Source organism: Pseudomonas sp. PSE1(2024) (assembly GCF_050990555.1).
Lineage (GTDB): Bacteria > Pseudomonadota > Gammaproteobacteria > Pseudomonadales > Pseudomonadaceae > Aquipseudomonas > Aquipseudomonas aphyarum.
Genome location: NZ_CP158967.1, coordinates 5,537,254 through 5,557,753, shown reverse-complemented (window position 1 = coordinate 5,557,753; position 20,500 = coordinate 5,537,254). Strand labels below are relative to the sequence as shown.

Annotated in this window: 19 protein-coding genes; 10 read left to right on the top strand and 9 right to left on the bottom strand. The window is 59.9% G+C overall.

Annotated features, from left to right (window positions below; translation table 11 throughout):
- Positions 1–46 precede the first annotated feature (46 nt).
- Complete coding sequence (locus ABTV87_RS25280) at positions 47–598, top strand: DJ-1 family glyoxalase III (RefSeq protein WP_085608790.1); 552 nt, start codon at positions 47–49, stop codon at positions 596–598.
- A gap of 5 nt (positions 599–603) precedes the next feature.
- On the opposite strand, the gene ABTV87_RS25275 is transcribed toward ABTV87_RS25280, so the two are convergent.
- Positions 604–1,842 (bottom strand): MFS transporter, encoded by a 1,239-nt coding sequence (locus ABTV87_RS25275; protein WP_045121629.1) that lies wholly within the window; start codon positions 1,840–1,842, stop codon positions 604–606.
- 400 nt (positions 1,843–2,242) lie between these two features.
- On the opposite strand from ABTV87_RS25275, the gene ABTV87_RS25270 reads away from it, so the two are divergent.
- The 3 genes from ABTV87_RS25270 (at position 2,243) to ABTV87_RS25260 (ending at position 4,935) form a co-directional block, all read left to right on the top strand.
- Positions 2,243–3,679 carry a cytochrome ubiquinol oxidase subunit I gene (locus tag ABTV87_RS25270; protein WP_007950994.1) on the top strand — a complete coding sequence of 479 codons (1,437 nt, stop codon included), beginning with the start codon at positions 2,243–2,245 and terminating at the stop codon, positions 3,677–3,679.
- A gap of 3 nt (positions 3,680–3,682) precedes the next feature.
- Positions 3,683–4,690 carry a cytochrome d ubiquinol oxidase subunit II gene (gene cydB / locus ABTV87_RS25265; RefSeq protein ID WP_103303629.1) on the top strand — a complete coding sequence of 336 codons (1,008 nt, stop codon included), beginning with the start codon at positions 3,683–3,685 and terminating at the stop codon, positions 4,688–4,690.
- Between the two features lie 77 nt (positions 4,691–4,767).
- Positions 4,768–4,935, top strand: coding sequence for a DUF2474 domain-containing protein (locus tag ABTV87_RS25260; protein WP_007950992.1), 168 nt, complete (start codon positions 4,768–4,770; stop codon positions 4,933–4,935).
- 69 nt (positions 4,936–5,004) lie between these two features.
- On the opposite strand, the gene ABTV87_RS25255 is transcribed toward ABTV87_RS25260, so the two are convergent.
- Positions 5,005–6,129, bottom strand: coding sequence for a methyltransferase (locus ABTV87_RS25255; RefSeq protein WP_433898541.1), 1,125 nt, complete (start codon positions 6,127–6,129; stop codon positions 5,005–5,007).
- Positions 6,130–6,304: 175 nt separating this feature from the next.
- On the bottom strand, positions 6,305–7,012 hold the full coding sequence (locus ABTV87_RS25250; RefSeq protein WP_433898540.1) for an autoinducer binding domain-containing protein: 708 nt from the start codon (positions 7,010–7,012) through the stop codon (positions 6,305–6,307).
- Between the two features lie 296 nt (positions 7,013–7,308).
- Here ABTV87_RS25250 and ABTV87_RS25245 point away from each other — a divergent pair, with 296 nt between their 5' ends.
- Positions 7,309–8,085, top strand: coding sequence for a ferredoxin--NADP reductase (locus tag ABTV87_RS25245; RefSeq protein ID WP_085608713.1), 777 nt, complete (start codon positions 7,309–7,311; stop codon positions 8,083–8,085).
- 32 nt (positions 8,086–8,117) lie between these two features.
- On the opposite strand, the gene mscL is transcribed toward ABTV87_RS25245, so the two are convergent.
- Positions 8,118–8,531, bottom strand: coding sequence for a large-conductance mechanosensitive channel protein MscL (mscL, locus tag ABTV87_RS25240; protein ID WP_085608712.1), 414 nt, complete (start codon positions 8,529–8,531; stop codon positions 8,118–8,120).
- Between the two features lie 285 nt (positions 8,532–8,816).
- Here mscL and katB point away from each other — a divergent pair, with 285 nt between their 5' ends.
- Both katB and radA read left to right on the top strand, forming a co-directional pair.
- On the top strand, positions 8,817–10,355 hold the full coding sequence (gene katB / locus ABTV87_RS25235) for a catalase KatB (RefSeq protein ID WP_221534811.1): 1,539 nt from the start codon (positions 8,817–8,819) through the stop codon (positions 10,353–10,355).
- Between the two features lie 143 nt (positions 10,356–10,498).
- Positions 10,499–11,866, top strand: coding sequence for a DNA repair protein RadA (gene radA / locus ABTV87_RS25230; RefSeq protein ID WP_433898539.1), 1,368 nt, complete (start codon positions 10,499–10,501; stop codon positions 11,864–11,866).
- Here radA and ABTV87_RS25225 read toward each other — a convergent pair whose 3' ends face one another.
- Positions 11,867–12,223: a PilZ domain-containing protein gene (locus ABTV87_RS25225; protein ID WP_433898538.1), complete on the bottom strand. Its 357-nt coding sequence runs from the start codon at positions 12,221–12,223 to the stop codon at positions 11,867–11,869. It abuts the gene before it with no gap.
- 159 nt (positions 12,224–12,382) lie between these two features.
- Between ABTV87_RS25225 and ABTV87_RS25220 the strand changes: the two genes are divergently transcribed.
- From ABTV87_RS25220 to yjiA, 3 genes are all read left to right on the top strand, one after another.
- Entirely contained in the window at positions 12,383–14,449 is a 2,067-nt protein-coding gene (locus ABTV87_RS25220; protein ID WP_007950983.1) for a carbon starvation CstA family protein, read from the top strand.
- Positions 14,450–14,464: 15 nt separating this feature from the next.
- Positions 14,465–14,662 (top strand): YbdD/YjiX family protein, encoded by a 198-nt coding sequence (locus ABTV87_RS25215; RefSeq protein WP_003228401.1) that lies wholly within the window; start codon positions 14,465–14,467, stop codon positions 14,660–14,662.
- A 161-nt stretch (positions 14,663–14,823) separates the two neighbouring features.
- Complete coding sequence (gene yjiA, locus ABTV87_RS25210; protein WP_433898537.1) at positions 14,824–15,804, top strand: GTPase; 981 nt, start codon at positions 14,824–14,826, stop codon at positions 15,802–15,804.
- A 113-nt stretch (positions 15,805–15,917) separates the two neighbouring features.
- Here yjiA and ABTV87_RS25205 read toward each other — a convergent pair whose 3' ends face one another.
- The 4 genes from ABTV87_RS25205 to glyA form a co-directional block, all read right to left on the bottom strand.
- Positions 15,918–16,628 (bottom strand): GntR family transcriptional regulator, encoded by a 711-nt coding sequence (locus ABTV87_RS25205; protein WP_433898536.1) that lies wholly within the window; start codon positions 16,626–16,628, stop codon positions 15,918–15,920.
- A 24-nt stretch (positions 16,629–16,652) separates the two neighbouring features.
- Positions 16,653–17,357: a FadR/GntR family transcriptional regulator gene (locus ABTV87_RS25200; protein ID WP_007950980.1), complete on the bottom strand. Its 705-nt coding sequence runs from the start codon at positions 17,355–17,357 to the stop codon at positions 16,653–16,655.
- A 49-nt stretch (positions 17,358–17,406) separates the two neighbouring features.
- Positions 17,407–18,720: a C4-dicarboxylate transporter DctA gene (locus tag ABTV87_RS25195; protein ID WP_085608708.1), complete on the bottom strand. Its 1,314-nt coding sequence runs from the start codon at positions 18,718–18,720 to the stop codon at positions 17,407–17,409.
- 277 nt (positions 18,721–18,997) lie between these two features.
- Positions 18,998–20,251 carry a serine hydroxymethyltransferase gene (gene glyA / locus ABTV87_RS25190; RefSeq protein WP_102716621.1) on the bottom strand — a complete coding sequence of 418 codons (1,254 nt, stop codon included), beginning with the start codon at positions 20,249–20,251 and terminating at the stop codon, positions 18,998–19,000.
- Positions 20,252–20,500: the final 249 nt, after the last annotated feature.

Here is a 20,500-nt window from a genome sequence, read left to right as displayed (position 1 = left end):
GGGCAAAGCTGACTACGCTTTAAAGATCACCCAGCGGATGGCGCCCATGACCTTTAGAGCCCTGATTACCCTCGCCGAGGGCATCGATGATCTGCAATGCGTGACCCTGATCGACGTGCTGCGCCGCGCCGGCATCGAAGTGGTGGCGGCCAGCATCGAAGGCCGGCGCATGCTGACCTGCGCCCGAGGCACGCGCCTGACTGCCGACGGCATGCTCATTGATGTTCTGGCCCAGACTTTCGACCTGATCGTCCTGCCGGGCGGAGCGGTCGGCGCACAACACCTGGCCGCGCACCAGCCTCTGCAACAACTGCTCAAGGACCAGGCCAGTGCCGGACGACTTTTCGCCGCCATCGCCGAAGCCCCGGCGGTCGCCCTGCAAAGCTTCGGTGTATTACGTCAACGCCGGATGACCTGCCTGCCCGCCACTAGCCATAACCTCTCCGGTTGCACGTTTGTTGATCAACCGGTAGTGGTGGACGGCAATTGCATCACCGCCCAAGGTTCCGGCGCCGTGCTCGCGTTTGCGCTGACGCTGGTCGAGCAACTGGCGGGCAAGGCCGTCAGAGCGAAAGTGGCGGGGGAGTTGCTGGCCTGAGAGCGTCAGGCCTTCACCTCTTCCACCGGCACATGCATCCGGTCGCGGTTGGCCAGGGTCGGGAACAGTTTGATCCAGGTTCCGGTCACCACCAGCGTGCCGATGCCGCCCATCACCACTGCCGGCACGGTGCCGAACCAGTGCGCGGTGAGGCCGGATTCGAATTCGCCCAACTGGTTCGAGGCACCGATGAACAGGCCGTTCACCGCGCTGACCCGGCCGCGCATTTCGTCCGGGGTTTCCAGTTGCACGAACGAGGCGCGGATCACCATGCTGATCATGTCCGCCGCGCCGAGCACCACCAGCACCGCCAGCGAGAACCAGAACGAGGTCGAGAGACCGAAGGCGATGGTGGCGACACCGAACACGCCGACGGCAGTGAACATCACCCGACCGACGTTTCGCTCAACGGCAAACCGCGCCAGGAACAACGACATCATCAACGCCCCGACCGCCGGTGCCGAGCGCAACAGCCCCAGCCCCCACGGCCCTGTCAGCAGAATGTCCTTGGCGAACACCGGCAACAGCGCCGTAGCGCCGCCGAGCAGCACGGCGAACAGATCCAGCGAAATCGCCCCGAGAATGTCCGGGCGGCTGCGAATGAAACGAATCCCCGCCAGCAACGAATCCAGCGTCGCTTTGCCTTTGTTCAGCGGAGTTTGCCGTGCAGGCAGGTTGAGCATCAGGGTGCAGGCGATGACATACAGAATGACCGTCGGGCCATAGACCCACACGCTGCCGAAGGCATAAAGAAGACCGCCGAGCGCCGGGGCGACGATGGTGGCCGATTGCTGTGCAGATTGCGCGGCGGCGACCGCCCGTGGGAACAATGCGCTGGGCACGATGCTCGGCAGCAGCGCCTGAGTGGTCGGCATTTCGAACGAGCGCGCGGCGCCCAGCAAGAACGCCAGAATAAAGATCATTTCCCGGGTGACATGGTCGGTGGCGCTGCCGATGGCCAGTGCCAGGGCGATCAAGGCCTGCAACGACTGACAGATCGCCGCGACCTTGCGCCGGTCGTAGCGATCGGCAACGTGGCCGGTGTGCAGCATGAACAGTACGCGTGGAGCGAATTCCACCAGCCCGACCAGACCCAGGTCGAGCACGTTGCCGGTCAGTTGATAGAGATTCCAGCCGATCGCCACGGTGAGCATCTGAAAACCGCTGGCGGTGAAGATCCGGGCAAACCAGAACGCAAGAAAGGGACGGTGATGACGTAACAGCAAGGGCTCTTGGCTGGGCATTTGCGGGCCGGTCTTGATCGAGGGGAACCGCGAGATTATCACCAGTCTGTAACAGGAAGTTGCTATGACAAAAAATTTAGTTAGCCAGACATCGATTTTTCCGCGCCCGGACACCGAACCCGGCCACCGATGTATTTCAGGGCGTTGCCAGGACTGTGAGGCAACTTGTCACGCGGCAAAAGACCACGCGGTTCCCCGTCGGAAATGGGACTACTCTTTCAACGTTGATTGATCCAGATCAAGACCCTTCGCGGAACTGATCCGGGACCCGTCGGCAGACTCCCTGCGTCGCGATGCCTGTAAAAAGAAGAACGAATCCGAGTTCGCCGCACTCCATACCCGTGGGGGCAGTGGTCCAAGGCCGCCAGTCTTGGAACCGTTATCTGATAGAGGAAAGCTTATGTTCGGTTTAGAGGCCCTGGATCTCGCCCGAATTCAGTTCGCGTTCACCATCTCGTTCCACATCCTGTTCCCGGCGATCACCATCGGTCTTGCGAGCTATCTCGCGGTGCTGGAAGGCCTGTGGCTGAAAACCGGCAACGACACCTACCGTGACCTCTACCATTTCTGGTCGAAGATCTTTGCCGTCAACTTCGGCATGGGCGTGGTCTCGGGACTTGTCATGGCCTACCAGTTCGGCACCAACTGGAGTCGCTTCTCGGACTTCGCCGGTTCCGTCACCGGCCCGTTGCTGACGTATGAAGTACTCACGGCGTTCTTCCTCGAAGCCGGTTTCCTGGGCGTCATGCTGTTCGGCTGGAACAAGGTCGGACGCAAGCTGCACTTTTTCTCCACGGTCATGGTGGCCATCGGTACGTTGATTTCGACGTTCTGGATTCTCGCCTCCAACAGCTGGATGCAGACGCCACAGGGCTTCGAGATCGTCAACGGCCAAGTGATCCCGACCGACTGGCTGGCAATCATCTTCAACCCGTCGTTCCCGTATCGCCTGATGCACATGGCGACGGCGGCGTTCGTCGCGACGGCCTTCTTCGTCGGCTCGTCGGCGGCCTGGCACTTGCTGCGCGGCAAGGACAACCCGGCGATCCGCACCATGTTGTCGATGGCGATGTGGATGGCGCTGATCGTTGCGCCGATCCAGGCGGTCATCGGTGACTTCCACGGTCTCAACACCCTCAAGCATCAGCCGGCAAAAATCGCCGCGATCGAAGGTCACTGGGAAAACCATGGCAATGAGGCGACGCCGCTGATCCTGTTCGGCTGGCCGGACATGAAGGAAGAGAGAACCAAATATGCGGTCGAGATCCCGTACCTCGGCAGCCTGATCCTGACGCACTCGCTGGACAAGCAAGTCCCGGCGCTCAAGGAATTCCCGCCGGAAGACCGGCCGAATTCGACCATCGTGTTCTGGTCGTTCCGGATCATGGTCGGCCTCGGCTTCCTGATGATCTTCACCGGCCTCTGGAGCCTGTGGCTGCGCAAGCGCGACACGCTCTACACCTCGCGGCCGTTCCTGTACCTGGCGCTGTGGATGGGGCCGTCCGGTCTGATCGCGATCCTGGCGGGCTGGTTCACCACTGAAATCGGTCGTCAGCCGTGGGTGGTCTACGGGCTGATGCGCACGGCGGATGCGTCGTCCAACCACAGTTTCATGCAGATGAGCATCACGCTGATCATGTTCGTGGTGGTGTACTTCGCGCTGTTCGGTGCGGGTCTGGGCTACATGATGCGCCTGGTGCGCAAAGGGCCGAAGACCGACGAAGGCAAGGAAACCAACGACGGTGGTCCTGGCCAGAAACGCACGCCGGCCCGTCCGTTGTCCGCTGCCGACGACGATGGCGCCGAACACGACCGCAGTCTGACCAAGGAGATTTGAGTCATGGGTATTGATCTTCCGCTGATCTGGGCCGTGATCATCATCTTCGGGATCATGATGTACGTGGTCATGGACGGTTTCGACCTGGGGATCGGGATTCTCTTCCCGTTCATCCCGGGCAAAGTCGACCGTGACGTGATGATGAACACCGTCGCCCCGGTATGGGACGGCAATGAAACCTGGCTGGTACTGGGCGGCGCGGCTTTGTTTGGTGCGTTCCCGCTGGCCTATTCGGTGGTGCTGTCGGCGCTGTACCTGCCACTGATCTTCATGCTGATCGGGCTGATTTTCCGCGGCGTGGCGTTCGAGTTCCGCTTCAAGGCCAAGGACGACAAGCGTCACCTGTGGGACAAGGCGTTCATCGGTGGTTCGGTGGCGGCGACGTTCTTCCAGGGCGTGGCGCTTGGCGCGTTCATCGACGGCTTGCCCGTGGTCAACCGGCAATACGCCGGTGGTTCACTGGACTGGCTGACGCCGTTCACGCTGTTCTGCGGTGCCGCGCTGGTGGTGGCGTATGCCTTGCTCGGCTGCACTTGGCTGATCATGAAGACCGAAGGCAAGTTGCAGGAACAGATGCATAACCTGGCGCGTCCTCTGGCCTTCGTGCTGCTGGCGGTGATTGGCGTCGTCAGCCTCTGGACGCCGCTGGCCCATCCGGAAATTGCGACGCGCTGGTTCAGCATGCCGAATCTGTTCTGGTTCATGCCGGTGCCGATTCTGGTGCTGGTGACGATGTACGGTCTGATCCGCGCGGTGGCGCGCAATGCCAACTACATGCCGTTCCTGTTGACCCTGGTGCTGATCTTCCTCGGCTACAGCGGTCTGGGCATCAGCCTGTGGCCGAACATCGTGCCGCCGTCGATCTCGATCTGGGACGCCGCTGCACCGCCGCAAAGCCAGGGCTTCATGCTGGTGGGCACGCTGTTCATCATCCCGTTCATCCTGGGTTACACCTTCTGGAGCTACTACGTGTTCCGCGGCAAGGTCACCCACGAAGACGGTTATCACTAAGCAAAACCCTGTGGGAGCGAGCTTGCTCGCGATGGCGTCGGTAGCGGCGCCATCCATCTTGAAGAGGTTTAAAGAAAATGACCGGCAAACATTCCCTGCACGACATTGAAGAAGCCGAAAAAAAGCCGCTGTGGCAGCGGCTCGGCTGGTTGGCCATGATCTGGGTCGGCAGCGTCGGTGCACTGTTCATCGTCGCCAGCCTGATGCGCATGTTCATGAATGCAGCAGGCCTGACCACGCACTGAGACTTCCCATCCCGCTGCCTTGCGGCACGGATTTTTGACCCTCCGACCGGAGGGTTTTTTTTGCCCGGATTATTTGCGCGCCTTGAGGATCACGAACTTCGGCGTAGCCGCGACTTGCTCGACACCCCGGAACAGCCGCGCCAGTTTGCTGTGATAACCCAGGTGACGGTTGCCGACGATGTACAGCGCACCGCCGACGACCAGCGCTTCGCGGGCCTGCTGGAACATGCGCCAGGCGAGGAAGTCGCCGACCACCTGTTGCTGGTGGAACGGCGGGTTGCACAGCACCACGTCCAGCGACTGTGCCTCCTGGCCGGCCAGACCGTCGCCGGCGCGCACGATCACTTCACGCTCACCCAGCGCCGCGCGCCAGTTTTCGGCTGCTGATTGCACGGCCATGAACGATTCATCCACCAGCGTGTAATGCGCATCGGGGTTTTGCAGGGCGCTGGCGATGGCCAGTACGCCGTTGCCGCAGCCGAGGTCTGCGACTTGTGCCGAGCCAAGGTTTTTCGGCAGGTGCGGAAGGAAGGCGCGGGTGCCGATGTCCAGCCCTTCACGGCAAAACACGTTGGCGTGGTTGAGCAGTTCGATGGCCGGCTCGTCGAGGCGATAGCGGGTCGGGTAGGGCGAGGCGGCGGGTGTCTTGGCCTCGGGCGTGGCGATCAACAGTCGGGCCTTTTTCACTGCCAGTGAAGCCTGAACCGGGCCAATGTAGCGTTCCAGCAGGTCACCTGCGGCACGAGGCAAATGCTTGACCATCGCCGCTGCTACCACCTGAGCGCCGGGTGCCAATTGTCCCTGCAAGCGAATCAGTTGCTCTTCCAGCAGCGCCAGGGTTTTCGGGACGCGGATCAGCACCCGGTCGAACGGCCCGACCAAGGGCTCGCTGGCGGGAATACCGCGCAGCGCATCGAATGCCTGACCGTTACGCAGCAGGTTCTTTTCCAGCCCCTGAAACGCCAGGAACGAATCACCGCTGGTGCTGACCTGCACCTTGCCCGAGAGGCTGATGGCCAGTGCGCCGAAACTGTCGTTGAGCACCAATACTCGGGTATCCGCCGGCAGATTCTGTTCGGCCAGATGATTGAGCAAGTACTCGTCGGCTGCGTCGAAGGCTTGCAGCGGTTCGTTCTGCTGTTCGGGCTGGCGGATCAGATCGAGCTGGGCGAAGGGCGTATCGAGCAAAGGCATGAGGCGGGGACTCTGGGTAATCGACGGATGTCCCGCAGCCCAGGGTGTCGTGCGGCGGAACCGACCGAGTGGACAACGGCGTGAACGGTCACGACATCACTCAGGAAGGCTGCAAATGGTACGTTTTTTTTGTTGGCAATACTCGTCTGATTTCAGTGCAGTGGAAGAGGGCGGCCTAGAGATATCCGGCCTTGGAGGCGGCGATGACGGCTGACATCTTGTTGCAGGCGTTGAATTTGGTGATCAGATTTTTGATGTGATAGTTCACGGTCCGTTCCGCGACATTCAGGATCTGACCGATTTCCCAGGCTGTCTTGCCCAAGGCGCACAGCTTCACGATTTCGAGTTCCCGTATAGACAATCGTACGGGCGGTGGTTTGGCCAGCATTGGCGGGAACGCGATGAGGAACAACGCGCACAAGTGTTGCAAGACGTATTGCAACACACCGTATTGATCGTACAGTTCCAATGCGAAAACTTCGCAATAGGGCCGCGCCAGGCTGATTGTGCAGCACAAGTCATTTTTTTCGTCGTGAAACGACTGCGACCAGCCGTGTTCCATCCTGTGATTTTGAAGCGCACTCCACATGAGCGGTGTCTTCGAGAAGGCTTTCCTGCTCCAGAGAAATGGCAGCATGGACTTGTGGCAGTATTCGGTTATCGGATCATTTGCGCTGAAATTTTTTTGATATTCCTCATTCCAAGCCGGTGTGAAGTTGTTGATACAAAAGGGTTTGAATGACGTAGTGCCAGGTCGCGAGACTTTAATGCCGCAATACTGGAATCCAATATTGTTGGCAAAATTTCTTAAAATCGGGAAAGCGTTATCGATTTCCTTCGCGCGAGTAATCTGTTCTATCTGGGACTCCTTCCACCTTTCCATTTTGGGATGTTCTCCATAAACCAGTTCGCGGGAGTGTCTATTGCATCCAAAGGGACGGACACGCAGACGAGTGTAGGACGCTTCTTACGAGTCGCTTGGATTTTTTTGTTCTTGGAGAGTGAATCTGTTTGGAATATCTACACCAGTCGTTTATATGGGGTTGTTCATATAAATGTTTGACCTCCAAGTTAGTAGATTTCCTGTAATGGTGGCACTTTGAGATGTCATTACAAACTGTCGGTGTTCCAGTGCGTAATTATGAGTAACAATCGGTTCATTGTTGATGGAGTGAATCGATGACCGCCAGCAGCGAAAAATTCAGCCGCCAGACATTGCTCGATGTACAACCGCTGACCCCGAACCTGTTCACCCTGCGTACTACGCGGGATACCGGTTTCCGCTTTCGCGCCGGGCAATTCGCCCGGATTGGCGTGACCCGTGAGGACGGCAGTACGGTGTGGCGCGCCTATTCGATGGTGTCTTCGCCGTTCGACGAGTTTCTGGAATTCTTTTCCATCGTGGTGCCGGGTGGTGAGTTCACCAGCGAACTGAGCCGGCTGAAGGCAGGGGATAGCTTGCTGATCGAGCGCCAGGCCTTTGGTTATCTGACGCTGGATCGCTTCATTGATGGTCGCGATCTGTGGCTGTTATCCACAGGCACGGGGGTGGCACCGTTTCTGTCGATCCTTCAGGACTTTGAAGTCTGGGAAAAGTTTGAACGAATCATTCTGGTCTACAGCGTGCGAGAGGCTCGAGAGCTGGCTTATCAAACACTGATTGCCGAGCTGACGCAGCGTGACTACCTGACCGAATATGCACACAAATTCCAGTTCATTCCGGTGGTCACCCGTGAACCGTATGCGGGCGCCCTCAACGGACGCATCACCACGCTGATCGAAAATGGCGAGCTGGAGAGGGTGGCAGGCGTCGAGCTGACCCCTGCGCATTCGCGGGTCATGCTCTGCGGTAATCCCCAGATGATCGATGACACCCGGGCCTTGCTCAAGCAACGCGGCATGGCCTTGAGTCTGACGCGGCGACCGGGACAGGTGGCGGTGGAAAACTACTGGTAAGAAAACGGCGCCCTCAGGCGCCGTTTAAGTGTTCAAGGCCGGTTGTTCTGAGCCTTGAGCAGATCGCGGATCTCGCCCAGCAGTTCTTCTTCCTTGGTCGGTACCGGCGGCAGGGTAGGCGCCACGGCTTCTTCGCGCTTCAGGCGGTTGATGGCTTTGACGCCCATGAAGATCGCGAAGGCTACGATCACGAAGTCAAGAACGCTCTGGATGAATTTGCCGTAGGCCAGCACCACCGCAGGGGCAGTGCCCTCGGCAGCTTTCAGCGTAATGGCCAGGTCACTGAAATCCACCCCGCCAATCAGCAGGCCGATGGGCGGCATGATCACGTCGCCGACAAACGACGAAACGATCTTGCCGAAGGCCGCACCGATAATGATACCGACGGCCATGTCGACCACATTGCCTTTGACCGCGAAGGCCTTGAACTCGCTGAGCACGCCCATAGTTATTTCCTTGTTACAGATGAGTTTGGTGTACGCAGTGTAAATCAGCATAACGCGTCCTGCGCGTAACACCTTCTTACAAAGCCTGTTTTTATCGACACACCATTTCGCAATTAGTTTGCAAAGTGCCACTAATCGCGCGCGGAATACGCCTCAAACCGCTGATTCCGAAGAAAAAATATTCAATCACGGCGTTGTGATCTTTCTATTTAGGTTTGGCGAATCGAGCTTCTAGCCTCTGTCTGGCGCACCTGGATGCGCCTCAAAAAAACAGAGGAACCTGAAATGAATTCCACGCTTGGTTCAGGGGTTATTCCCCGTCGCACCGTTGGTGTATTGGCCGCCAGCCTGTTGACCCTTTCCGTGAATGCCGCGCCGCTGACCCGTGACAACGGTGCGGCGGTCGGCGACAACCAGAACTCGCAAACCGCCGGCGCCAACGGCCCGGTACTGTTGCAGGACGTGCAACTGATCCAGAAGCTGCAACGCTTCGACCGCGAGCGCATTCCCGAACGCGTTGTGCATGCCCGAGGCACTGGTGCCCATGGTACGTTCACTGCGACCAACGATCTGAGCGATCTGAGCAAGGCCAAGGTGTTTACTGCCGGCCAGGTCACGCCGGTGTTCGTGCGTTTCTCGGCGGTGGTTCACGGCAATCACTCTCCGGAAACCCTGCGTGACCCTCGGGGTTTCGCGACCAAGTTCTACACCGCCGACGGTAATTGGGATCTGGTGGGTAACAATTTCCCGACGTTCTTCATCCGCGATGCGATCAAGTTCCCGGACATGGTGCATGCCTTCAAGCCCGATCCGCGTACTAACCTTGACGATGACTCGCGCCGCTTCGACTTCTTCTCCCATGTACCGGAAGCCACCCGTACTTTGACCGAGCTGTATTCCAACTCGGGAACCCCGGCCAGTTATCGGGAGATGGATGGCAATAGTGTGCACGCCTACAAGTTGGTCAATGCCAAGGGCGATGTGCACTATGTGAAGTTTCACTGGAAAAGTTTGCAGGGCATCAAGAATCTCGATCCGCAACAAGTTGTGCAAGTTCAGGGCCGGGATTACAGTCACATGACTCACGACTTAGTAACAAATATTAACAAAGGTAATTTTCCCAAGTGGGACTTGTACGTCCAAGTCTTGAATCCGCAAGATTTGTCCAAGTTTGATTTCGATCCTCTTGATGCAACCAAGATCTGGCCAGGTATTCCTGAGCGAAAAGTTGGACAAATGGTCTTGAACCGCAATCCTGCGAATGTCTTCCAGGAAACCGAACAAGTGGCCATGGCACCCTCGAATGTGGTGCCGGGCATCGAGCCTTCGGAAGACCGCCTGCTGCAAGGCCGGATATTTGCCTATGCCGATACGCAAATGTATCGCCTCGGCGCCAACGCCCTGCAATTGCCGATCAATGCCGCCAAAACCGCCGTCAACAATGGCAATCAGGATGGCGCGATGAATGTTGGTGCGAGCAGCTCGGGCGTCAACTATCAGCCAAGCCGTCTGCAACCTCGTGAAGAGACGCCAGGTGCGCGATACAGCCAGACCGCGCTGCAGGGCAGCACGCAACAGGCGAAGATCCAGCGTGAGCAGAACTTCAAACAGGCCGGTGATCTGTATCGCTCGTTCAGCAAGAAGGAACGTCAGGATCTGATCGAGAGCTTTGGCGGTTCGCTGGCGGGCGCCGATGACGAGAGCAAGCACATCATGCTGTCCTTCCTCTATAAGGCGGATCCGGAGTACGGCGCCGGTGTGACCAAAGTGGCCAAGGGTGACCTGGATCGGGTCAAGGCCCTGGCGGCCAAACTGGTCGACTGACAGCGGCCCTTTCAAGCCCCGGCAATTGTCGGGGATTGACCGGCAGCAGCGCCGCGCGTCTGGCCAGCGGAGAAATCCGTCCCGGCGCGCCGCGCTGATCGGCGATGGCTGCGTTATCATCGCGGTTTTTGCCGGGGGTTCAGATGGCCAAGGCCAAGCGCATGTATGGCTGCACCGAGTGCGGCGCAACCTTTCCCAAGTGGGCGGGGCAGTGCGGCGAATGCGGCGCCTGGAACACCCTGACCGAAACCATGGTCGAGAGCGGCGGTGCCGCCGCCCCGAGCGGGCGCACCGGCTGGGCCGGACAGCAGGCCCAGATCAAGACCCTGGCCGAAGTCAGCATCGAAGAGATTCCGCGTTTTTCCACAGCCTCCGGCGAACTCGACCGAGTGCTCGGCGGTGGTCTGGTGGACGGTTCGGTGGTGCTGATCGGCGGCGACCCCGGCATCGGCAAATCGACGATCCTTTTGCAGACCCTGTGCAACCTCGCCAAGAGCATGCCGGCGCTGTACGTCACCGGTGAGGAATCCCAGCAACAGGTCGCCATGCGCGCGCGCCGCCTGGGCCTGCCGCAGGATCAACTGCGGGTCATGACCGAAACCTGTATCGAAACCATCATCGCCACCGCCCGTCAGGAAAAACCCAAGGTGATGGTGATCGACTCGATCCAGACGATCTTCACCGAACAACTGCAATCGGCGCCGGGCGGCGTGTCCCAGGTACGCGAAAGTGCGGCGTTGCTGGTGCGTTACGCCAAGCAAAGCGGCACGGCGATTTTCCTGGTCGGCCACGTGACCAAGGAAGGCACGCTCGCAGGGCCGCGGGTTCTGGAGCACATGGTCGATACCGTGCTGTATTTCGAAGGCGAGTCCGACGGTCGGTTGCGTTTGCTGCGAGCGGTGAAAAACCGTTTCGGCGCGGTCAACGAGCTGGGCGTGTTCGGCATGACCGACAAGGGCCTGAAGGAAGTCTCCAACCCTTCGGCGATTTTTCTCACCCGCGCTCAGGAAGAAGTCCCGGGCAGTGTGGTGATGGCAACGTGGGAAGGCACCCGGCCGATGCTGGTGGAAGTTCAGGCGCTGGTGGATGACAGCCATCTGGCCAACCCGCGTCGGGTGACGCTGGGTCTGGATCAGAATCGTCTGGCGATGCTGCTGGCGGTGTTGCACCGCCATGGCGGCATTCCGACTCACGATCAGGACGTGTTCCTCAACGTGGTCGGCGGGGTGAAGGTGCTGGAAACCGCGTCTGACCTGGCCTTGATGGCCGCCGTCATGTCGAGCCTGCGCAACCGTCCGTTGCCCCATGACTTGCTGGTGTTCGGCGAAGTCGGCCTGTCCGGCGAAGTGCGTCCGGTGCCGAGCGGTCAGGAGCGATTGAAGGAAGCCGCCAAGCACGGCTTCAAGCGCGCGATCGTGCCCAAGGGCAATGCGCCTAAGGAAGCGCCGCCAGGCTTGCAGATCATTGCGGTGACACGTCTGGAGCAGGCGCTGGATTCACTCTTCGAGTAATCAGACGTCCATCAATGCCCCAAGCTCTCGTTCGAGCTCGGCCTCATCCCCGAGGTTGAGCTCGATCAGACGGCGCAGGCGCTGAATCGATTCCAGGCTGATGTGCCGGCACTGGAAGCCCAACTGACCATGATCGTCGTGTGCCAGTTGCACATCCATCTGGATGTCGGTGTCGTCGCTCAGGTGAATGTCGACGTTGAAGTCCTGCGTTTCATCCCCCAGCCACGGTTCCGGTTTTTCGATCAACAGGCCCTTGAGCGACAGATCGATCAACTTCACCGGCCAGATGTATTCGCCCTGGCTCAATTCGGTCTTGGCATCGAACGCAATACGTTTGAAGCGGCGACGCTCGCTCATGGCGCAATCCTCTTGAAAGTACGCTGACTATAGACCCGCCTCATCAAGCGCTGCCAGTACGGTGGGGCGTCAGACCAATGTCGGGGTATGGCCTTTGCCGCCAGTAGCGCTAAACTCGGGGTGGCTGTCTTTCTTGTCCACCCTGGCTGGAATAATAAAATGAAAAATAATAATAGCCTGCTACGCCACTTACCCTGGCTGCTGCTGGCAATCGTAGGAGCGTGCGCCCTGGGCGTAGTGGCATTGCGCCGAGGCGAGGCGATCAACGCCTTGTGGATTGTGGTCGCCGCCGTGGCCATCTATCTGGTTGCGTACCGTTACTACAGTCTGTTCATCGCTAACAATGTGATGCAACTCGATCCGCGTCGGGCCACCCCCGCCGTACTCAACAACGACGGTCTGGACTACGTTCCGACCAACAAACACATTCTCTTCGGTCACCACTTCGCGGCCATCGCTGGCGCGGGGCCGCTGGTCGGCCCGGTACTGGCGGCGCAGATGGGCTACCTGCCCGGTACGCTGTGGCTGATCGCCGGCGTGGTGCTGGCGGGCGCGGTGCAGGACTTCATGGTTCTGTTCATGTCGACCCGTCGCAACGGCCGTTCGCTGGGCGACATGGTGCGTGAAGAAATGGGCCGTATCCCCGGCACCATCGCGCTGTTCGGCTGCTTCCTGATCATGATCATCATCCTCGCGGTGCTGGCGCTGATCGTGGTGAAAGCCCTGGCTGAAAGCCCGTGGGGCATCTTCACCGTGATGGCGACCATCCCGATCGCGATGTTCATGGGCATCTACATGCGCTACATCCGTCCGGGCCGCATCGGCGAGATCTCGGTAGTCGGCGTGTTGCTGCTGCTGGGTTCGATCTGGCTGGGCGGGCAGATTGCCGCCGATCCGGTCTGGGCCAAGGCCTTCACCTTCACTGGCGTGCAGATTACCTGGATGCTGGTCGGTTACGGTTTCGTCGCCGCTTCGCTACCGGTGTGGCTGATTCTGGCGCCGCGTGACTACCTCTCCACTTTCCTCAAGATCGGTACCATCGTCGCTCTGGCGATCGGCATCCTGGTGACCATGCCCGAGCTGAAAATGCCGGCCCTGACCCAGTTCGTCGACGGCACCGGTCCGGTGTGGAAGGGCGGTCTGTTCCCGTTCCTGTTCATCACCATCGCTTGCGGTGCGGTCTCCGGTTTCCACGCGCTGATCTCTTCCGGGACCACGCCGAAACTGCTGGATAACGAAACCAACGCCCGCTACATCGGTTACGGCGGCATGCTGATGGAATCGTTCGTGGCCATCATGGCCATGGTCGCTGCCTCGGTGATCGAGCCTGGCGTGTACTTCGCCATGAACAGCCCGGCCGCCGTGGTCGGCGGTGACGTGGTGTCTGTGGCAACCGCAGTCAGCAACTGGGGCTTTGCAATTACCCCGGAAGCCCTGCAAGCCGTGGCGCATGACATCGGCGAAACCACCATCCTGGCCCGTGCCGGTGGTGCGCCGACCCTGGCGGTCGGTATCGCGCAGATCCTGCACAGTGTGCTGCCGGGTGAAAACACCATGGCGTTCTGGTACCACTTCGCGATCCTGTTCGAAGCGCTTTTCATCCTGACCGCAGTCGATGCCGGTACCCGTGCCGGTCGCTTCATGCTGCAGGACCTGCTCGGCTCCTTCGTACCGGCGCTGAAACGTACCGAATCCTGGTCCGCCAACCTGATCGCCACCGCCGGTTGTGTGGCGATGTGGGGCTGGTTGCTGTATCAGGGCGTGGTCGATCCACTGGGCGGTATCAACACCTTGTGGCCGCTGTTCGGCATCTCCAACCAGATGCTGGCGGGTATCGCGCTGATGCTCGGCACCGTGGTCCTGATCAAGATGAAGCGCCAGCGCTACATCTGGGTCACCCTGCTGCCGGCCACCTGGCTGCTGATCTGCACCACGACCGCTGGCTTCATCAAGCTGTTCGACGCCAACCCTGCGATCGGCTTCCTGTCGCTGGCCAAGAAGTACAGCGATGCACTGGCCAACGGTCAGGTGCTGGCGCCGGCGAAAAGCGTCGAGCAGATGCAGCACGTGATCTTCAACGCCTACACCAACGCTACATTGACCGCGCTGTTCCTGTTCGTGGTATTCAGCATCCTGTTCTATGCGCTCAAGGTCGGCATCGCCGCCTGGGGCAAAAAAGAGCGTACGGACAAAGAATCGCCATTCCAGGCCCTGCCGGACGCGTAACCAGAGGATTGCAGCATGTTCAATGACCTGAGTCGCCTCGGTAAATACCTCGGTCAGGCCGCGCGCCTGATGGTCGGCATGCCCGACTACGACACCTACGTCGAGCATATGCAGACCAAACACCCGGACAAACCGGTGATGAGCTACGAGATGTTCTTTCGCGAACGTCAGGAAGCCCGTTACGGTGGCAAGGGTGGGCCGAAGTGCTGTTGATCTGACAGCCTTCGGTTGATGCAGTCCCCAACTGTGGGAGCGGGCTTGCTCGCGAAAGCGGTGTGTCATTGAGCAATGATGTCGACTGACACGACCCTTTCGCGAGCAAGCTCGCTCCCACATTTGTTTTGTGTTGTTCATCAATTTTGTGAAGGGGATCGATGTTGTCTTCTCCAATACCTGTAACGGTGCTCAGCGGTTTCCTCGGCGCCGGCAAGACCACCTTGCTGCGCCATCTGTTGAAAGCCGAGCACGGCCTGAAAATCGCCGTGATCGAAAACGAATTCAGCGACGCCGGCATCGACACCCAATTGCTGGGCGACGAGCCGGTGCAAGTCATGACCCTGGCCAACGGCTGCGTCTGCTGCACCATCCACACCGATTTGACCAAGGCTCTGTATCTGCTGCTCGAACGGCTGGACAGCGGCGAAATCGCCTTCGATCGGCTGGTCATCGAATGCACCGGCCTGGCCGACCCGGCCCCGGTGGCACAGACCTTTTTCATCGACGAAGAACTGCGCGAGCGTTACCTGCTCGACGGCATCATCACCCTCGTCGACGCGGCCCACGCCGAGCTGCACCTGACCCAGACCATCGCCCAGGCGCAGATCGGTTTTGCCGACCGCTTGCTGGTGAGCAAGACCGATCTGGTGGACGAGGCTGCCTTCACGGCGCTCAGCGAACGACTGACCCGCATCAACCGCCGCGCACCGATCCGCGTGGTCGAACACGGCAACATCGATCTGGCTGAATTGCTCGATGTGCGCGGTTTCAACCTGAATGCCGATCTCGGCGGCGGGGTGAGCTTGCGGCCCGCGAGCAAGGCGCCGTCCATCGACCGGATTTCCAGTCTGGTGCTGCGTACCGATCAGCCGCTGGATATCGATCAGCTCAGCGAATTCATGAATGAACTGCTGGAAGAGCACGGCAAGCAATTGCTGCGCTACAAGGGCGTGTTGAACATCGCGGGCGAAGATCGGCGGCTGGTATTCCAGGGCGTGCTGAAGCTCTACGGCTTCGACTGGGACACCGAGTGGGCCGAGGGCGAGACGCGGGAAAGCGTGATCGTGTTTATCGCCGACGATTTGCCGGAAGAGAAAATCCGGGCGGGGTTTGCTCGGGTGGTTGCACAGCAAAACTGAGTTTGTGGAGGCTCGAAGGGCCTCTTCGCGAGCAAGCCCGCTCCCACAATAGATCGCATTCTGTCAGGAAGAATGCAGTTCATTGTGGGAGCGGGCTTGCTCGCGAAGGCGTTCTAACCAGCAACACAATATCCAGACTCTGAAACCAGCAGTGCCTGCTCCAGGTGATCCAGATGACGGTTCATCAGCGACACCGCCTCGGCAGCGTCATCACGCTCGATCGCCTCGACGATCCGGGCGTGATCTTGCCAGCCGCAACAGCTGTGCGTGGTTTCAGTGCATCGCGCAATCGCCAGTGAGGTCAGCGGCACCAACGTGCCGAGAAAATGCGCCAACGGTGCATTGCGCGCCATTTTCGCTACCTGCAAATGAAACTCCCCGGACAGCCGAATCGCCGCCCCGCGCCGATCTTTATCCACAGCCTGGCGTTCGCGTTCGATCAACGCTCGCAGGCGCTTCAGATCTTCAGCCTGCGCATGCTGACAAGCCAATCGCACCAGCGTGTTCTCGGCCAGACGCCGGGCGTGCAGGGCCTGACGTGTCTGCTCGGCATCCGGCGCGGCCACTCGCGGTCGGTGGTTGGCCCGCAGCACGATGATCTGTTCGTGGGACAGCTGGGTCAGCACCCGACGCACATCAGCGCGGCTGACGCCGAACATCTGCTTGAGACTTTCTTCGGTGAAACGGCTGGCGGCATCGATGCGTTGCTCGAGGATTGCGTCGAACAGGCGCGGATACAGATCGTCCACCGGCGCGTGCAGGCGGGAGAAGGGCAGGGCCGCCGAGGTCGGGCGAGGGTGCGACGGCGTGGCAAGACTGTTCATGGCCGGTCTCCAGTGTGAGGCGTTTCAGTGGCTCAGGTTGTCATCCGGAATATTCAGCTCGATGCCCATCCGCTGGCCCTCACGCAAAATGTGCCGGCGCATTTCGGCGCTGGCCTGAGCGCTGTTCTTGCTGCGGATCGCGCGCACCACGGCTTCGTTTTCCTCAAGGCGTTCGGCCAGGTGCTCCGGCGAATTGCGCAGGACTTCGGCGCTTTGCTTGAGGGCATTGCTAGTCTGTTGCACCACGCTCTGGAAAATCGGGTTCGAGGTCAGGGTGAACAGTTCTTCGTGGAACGCGATGTAGGCGCTGACCCCGGCCTCGCTGTCGCCCGCTTCGAGGGCTTCGCGCATGTCCATCAGGGTCAGGCGCAACTGCCCGACTTCCTTGCTGCTGATCGACTGCGCCACCAGACCAACGATGAACGGTTCGAGGGTGTAGCGCAGTTGCAGCACGTCTTCGAGGCTGGCGCCGGCCACTGCGCTGTCGTGGCTTTGACTGTCACTGGCCTGGGCGTCGAGCACCACCACGCCCTTGCCCGGCATCGAGCGCACCAGGCCGAGGGTTTCCAGCACGATCACCGCTTCGCGCAGGCTCGGTCGGCTGATGCCCAGTTGTTCGGCCAGTTCACGCTGGCCCGGCAGCATCTCGCCGGAGCGCCACTGACCACGGGCCAGCGCGGCCCGGAGTTTTTCCACCACTGAGTTGACGACGGTTGATGTAGTTATCACGTGTTCGCTCCATGAGCCGTGCCTGCATTGGCGCAGGCACGGCGCTCATTCAGAATTCTTTGGCCGCCGCTTGAGCGACCGTTTTTCTCGGCTGAAAGTTATAGCCCTGCTCGCCGTTGAGCACCTTGTTCGCCCGCTGCACGTCGATGTCCTTTTCCCAGCGGGCGATGGCCACGGTGGCGACGCAGTTGCCGATCAGGTTGGTCAGCGCGCGGCCGATGCCCATGAACCAGTCCACCGCCAGCACCAAAACTAGGCCGACCACCGGAATCGCCGGGATGGCCGTCAGCGTGGCCGCGAGAATCACCAGCGCCGACCCCGGAATGCCGTGGGCGCCTTTGGAGGTAATCAGCGACACCAACAGAATCGTCAGCAGATCGGTCATGGCCAGCGGCGTGCCGGTGGCGTTGGCGATGAACACGATGGCCAGGGTCAGGTAGATCGAAAAACCGTCGAGGTTGAACGAGTAACCGGTCGGAATCACCAGCCCGACGGTCGAGCTGCCGATGCCCAGATGTTCAAGCTTGCGCATGATCTGCGGCAGCACGGCATCGGAGGAGGCGGTGCCCATGACGATCAGCAGCTCTTCACGCAGGTACTTGAGCAACGGCCACATGCGCAGACCGGAAAGACGCATCACCAGACCGAGAATCAGCGCGACGAAGGCGATGCAGGTCAGGTAGAACAAACCGACCAGGCTGCCCAGGTGTTGCAGGGAGTCGAGGCCATATTTGCTGGTGGTGAAGGCGATGGCGCCGAACACGCCGATCGGCGCCAGACGCACGATCATGCCCATGATCCGGAAGATCACATGGCTCAGTTCGTTGATCAGCCGCGAGATCCCGGAAGCCGCTTCGCCCACCAGATTCAACGCGCTGCCGAACAGCACCGAGAACAGCAGCACCTGGAGGATATTGTTATCGGCGAAGGCGCCGAGTACCGAGGTCGGGATCAGGTCCATCAGGAACTGGGTGGTAGTGTGCATGTGCTGGCCGCGTTCGGCGATGTCGCCCATGTCGGCGGCGGACAGCTGCTCCAGATGGATGTTGGCGCCGCTGCCGATCCCGGTGCTGAACGCGAACACCAGACCGATCACCAGGGCGATGGTGGTCAGCACTTCGAAGTAGATCACCGACTTGAGGCCGATGCGCCCGACCTTCTTCAGGTCGCCGGCGCCGCTGATGCCGCTGACCACCACGCAGAACACGATCAGGCCGATGAGCATCTTGATCAGTTTGATGAAACCGTCGCCGAGCGGTTTGAGCTGGGCCGAGTATTCAGGAAGGGTCAGCCCGCAGACGATGCCGAGCACCAGTCCGAGAACTACTTGGAGGAAGATTGAACGCGAGCACCATCTGAGCATGGGAGGAATCCTGGTCGGTGTCCTGGCTGCCGTGCGCGGGGCGCATCAGATTCAGGACTTAATTATTGTGGTCTTACCGGTATGTCCAGTGCGGGTGCAGTCTAGGCGCTGTTTTTTACGGATCGCAAGTGAAAAATGACGAATTGGCATGACCGGTCTGACCAGTTGGGTGCAAGGCCCCGATCTTGAGCCATTCACAGTCCGAAACTTTTTTGCGGACGAAAAAAAACCGGCCAATCACTTGGCCGGTTTTTCAGCTGCGGGTTTAACGTCGCAATTAAGCGCCGTATACCGGCAGTTTCTTGCAGATGGCTTTGACTTTCTCACGAACGGCGTCGATCACTGCTTCGTTGTTCAGGTCAGCCAGGATGTCGCAGATCCAGCCGGCCAGCTCTTTGCACTCAGCCTCTTTGAAGCCACGAGTGGTCACAGCCGGAGTACCGAAGCGCAGGCCGGAGGTGACGAACGGGGAGCGTGGGTCGTTTGGCACGGAGTTCTTGTTCACGGTGATGAACGCTTTGCCCAGAGCGGCGTCGGCGTCTTTACCGGAGATTTCCTGCTTGATCAGCGACAGCAGGAACAGGTGGTTTTCAGTACCGCCGGAAACCACGTCGAAACCGCGCTCGATGAACACGCCGGCCATGGCCTGGGCGTTTTTCACCACTTGTTGCTGGTAAGCCTTGAACTCAGGCTGCAGTGCTTCCTTGAAGCAGATCGCTTTGGCGGCGATCACGTGCTCCAGCGGGCCACCCTGGGCGCCCGGGAATACGGCGGAGTTCAGCTTCTTCTCGATGTCGGCGTTGGCCTTGGCCAGGATCAGGCCACCACGTGGACCGCGCAGGGTCTTGTGGGTGGTGGTGGTCACGACGTCAGCGAACGGAACCGGGTTCGGGTAGACGCCAGCGGCGACCAGACCGGCCACGTGAGCCATGTCGACGAACAGGTAGGCGCCAACCTTGTCAGCGATTTCGCGGAAGCGCGGGAAGTCCAGAATCTGCGAGTAGGCAGAGAAACCGGCCACGATCATTTTCGGTTTGTGTTCAACCGCCAGACGCTCGACTTCGTCGTAGTCGATCAGGCCGTTGGCGTCGATGCCGTATTGGATGGCGTTGTACAGCTTGCCGGAGGAGGAAACGCTGGCGCCGTGGGTCAGGTGACCGCCGTGAGCCAGGCTCATGCCCAGAATGGTGTCACCGGCCGACAGCAGGGCCAGGTAGACAGCGGCGTTGGCTTGGGAGCCAGCGTGCGGCTGAACGTTGGCGTAGTCGGCGCCGAACAGTTCCTTCGCGCGGTCGATGGCCAGTTGCTCAACAACGTCGACGTACTCGCAACCACCGTAGTAGCGCTTGCCCGGGTAGCCTTCGGCGTACTTGTTGGTCAGTACCGAGCCTTGAGCTTCCATCACCGCTGGGCTGGTGTAGTTCTCCGAAGCGATCAGCTCGATGTGTTCTTCCTGGCGCTGGGCTTCTTGCTCCATGGCGGCAAAAAGATCGGCGTCGTACTTGGCAATAGTCAAATCACGGCTGAACATGGCGGTCCTCAAGGATCGGGGGCAGAAAAGGGGGGCATTCTAACCCATCGGGTTTTGGATGGCATATGAAACGACATCATGTCGCAGACAAGTGGCGTTCATGACAGATGTGCGGTGCTTTTGAAGGCCTCACAATGGCCGCGTTTCAACCGGAGAATACTGATCCACAGCAAGGCCCTGTGGGAGCAAGCCTGCTGGCGATGGCTGCACCGCAGATTTTTCCAGCGTCTGTACCGGCCCTTTCGCGAG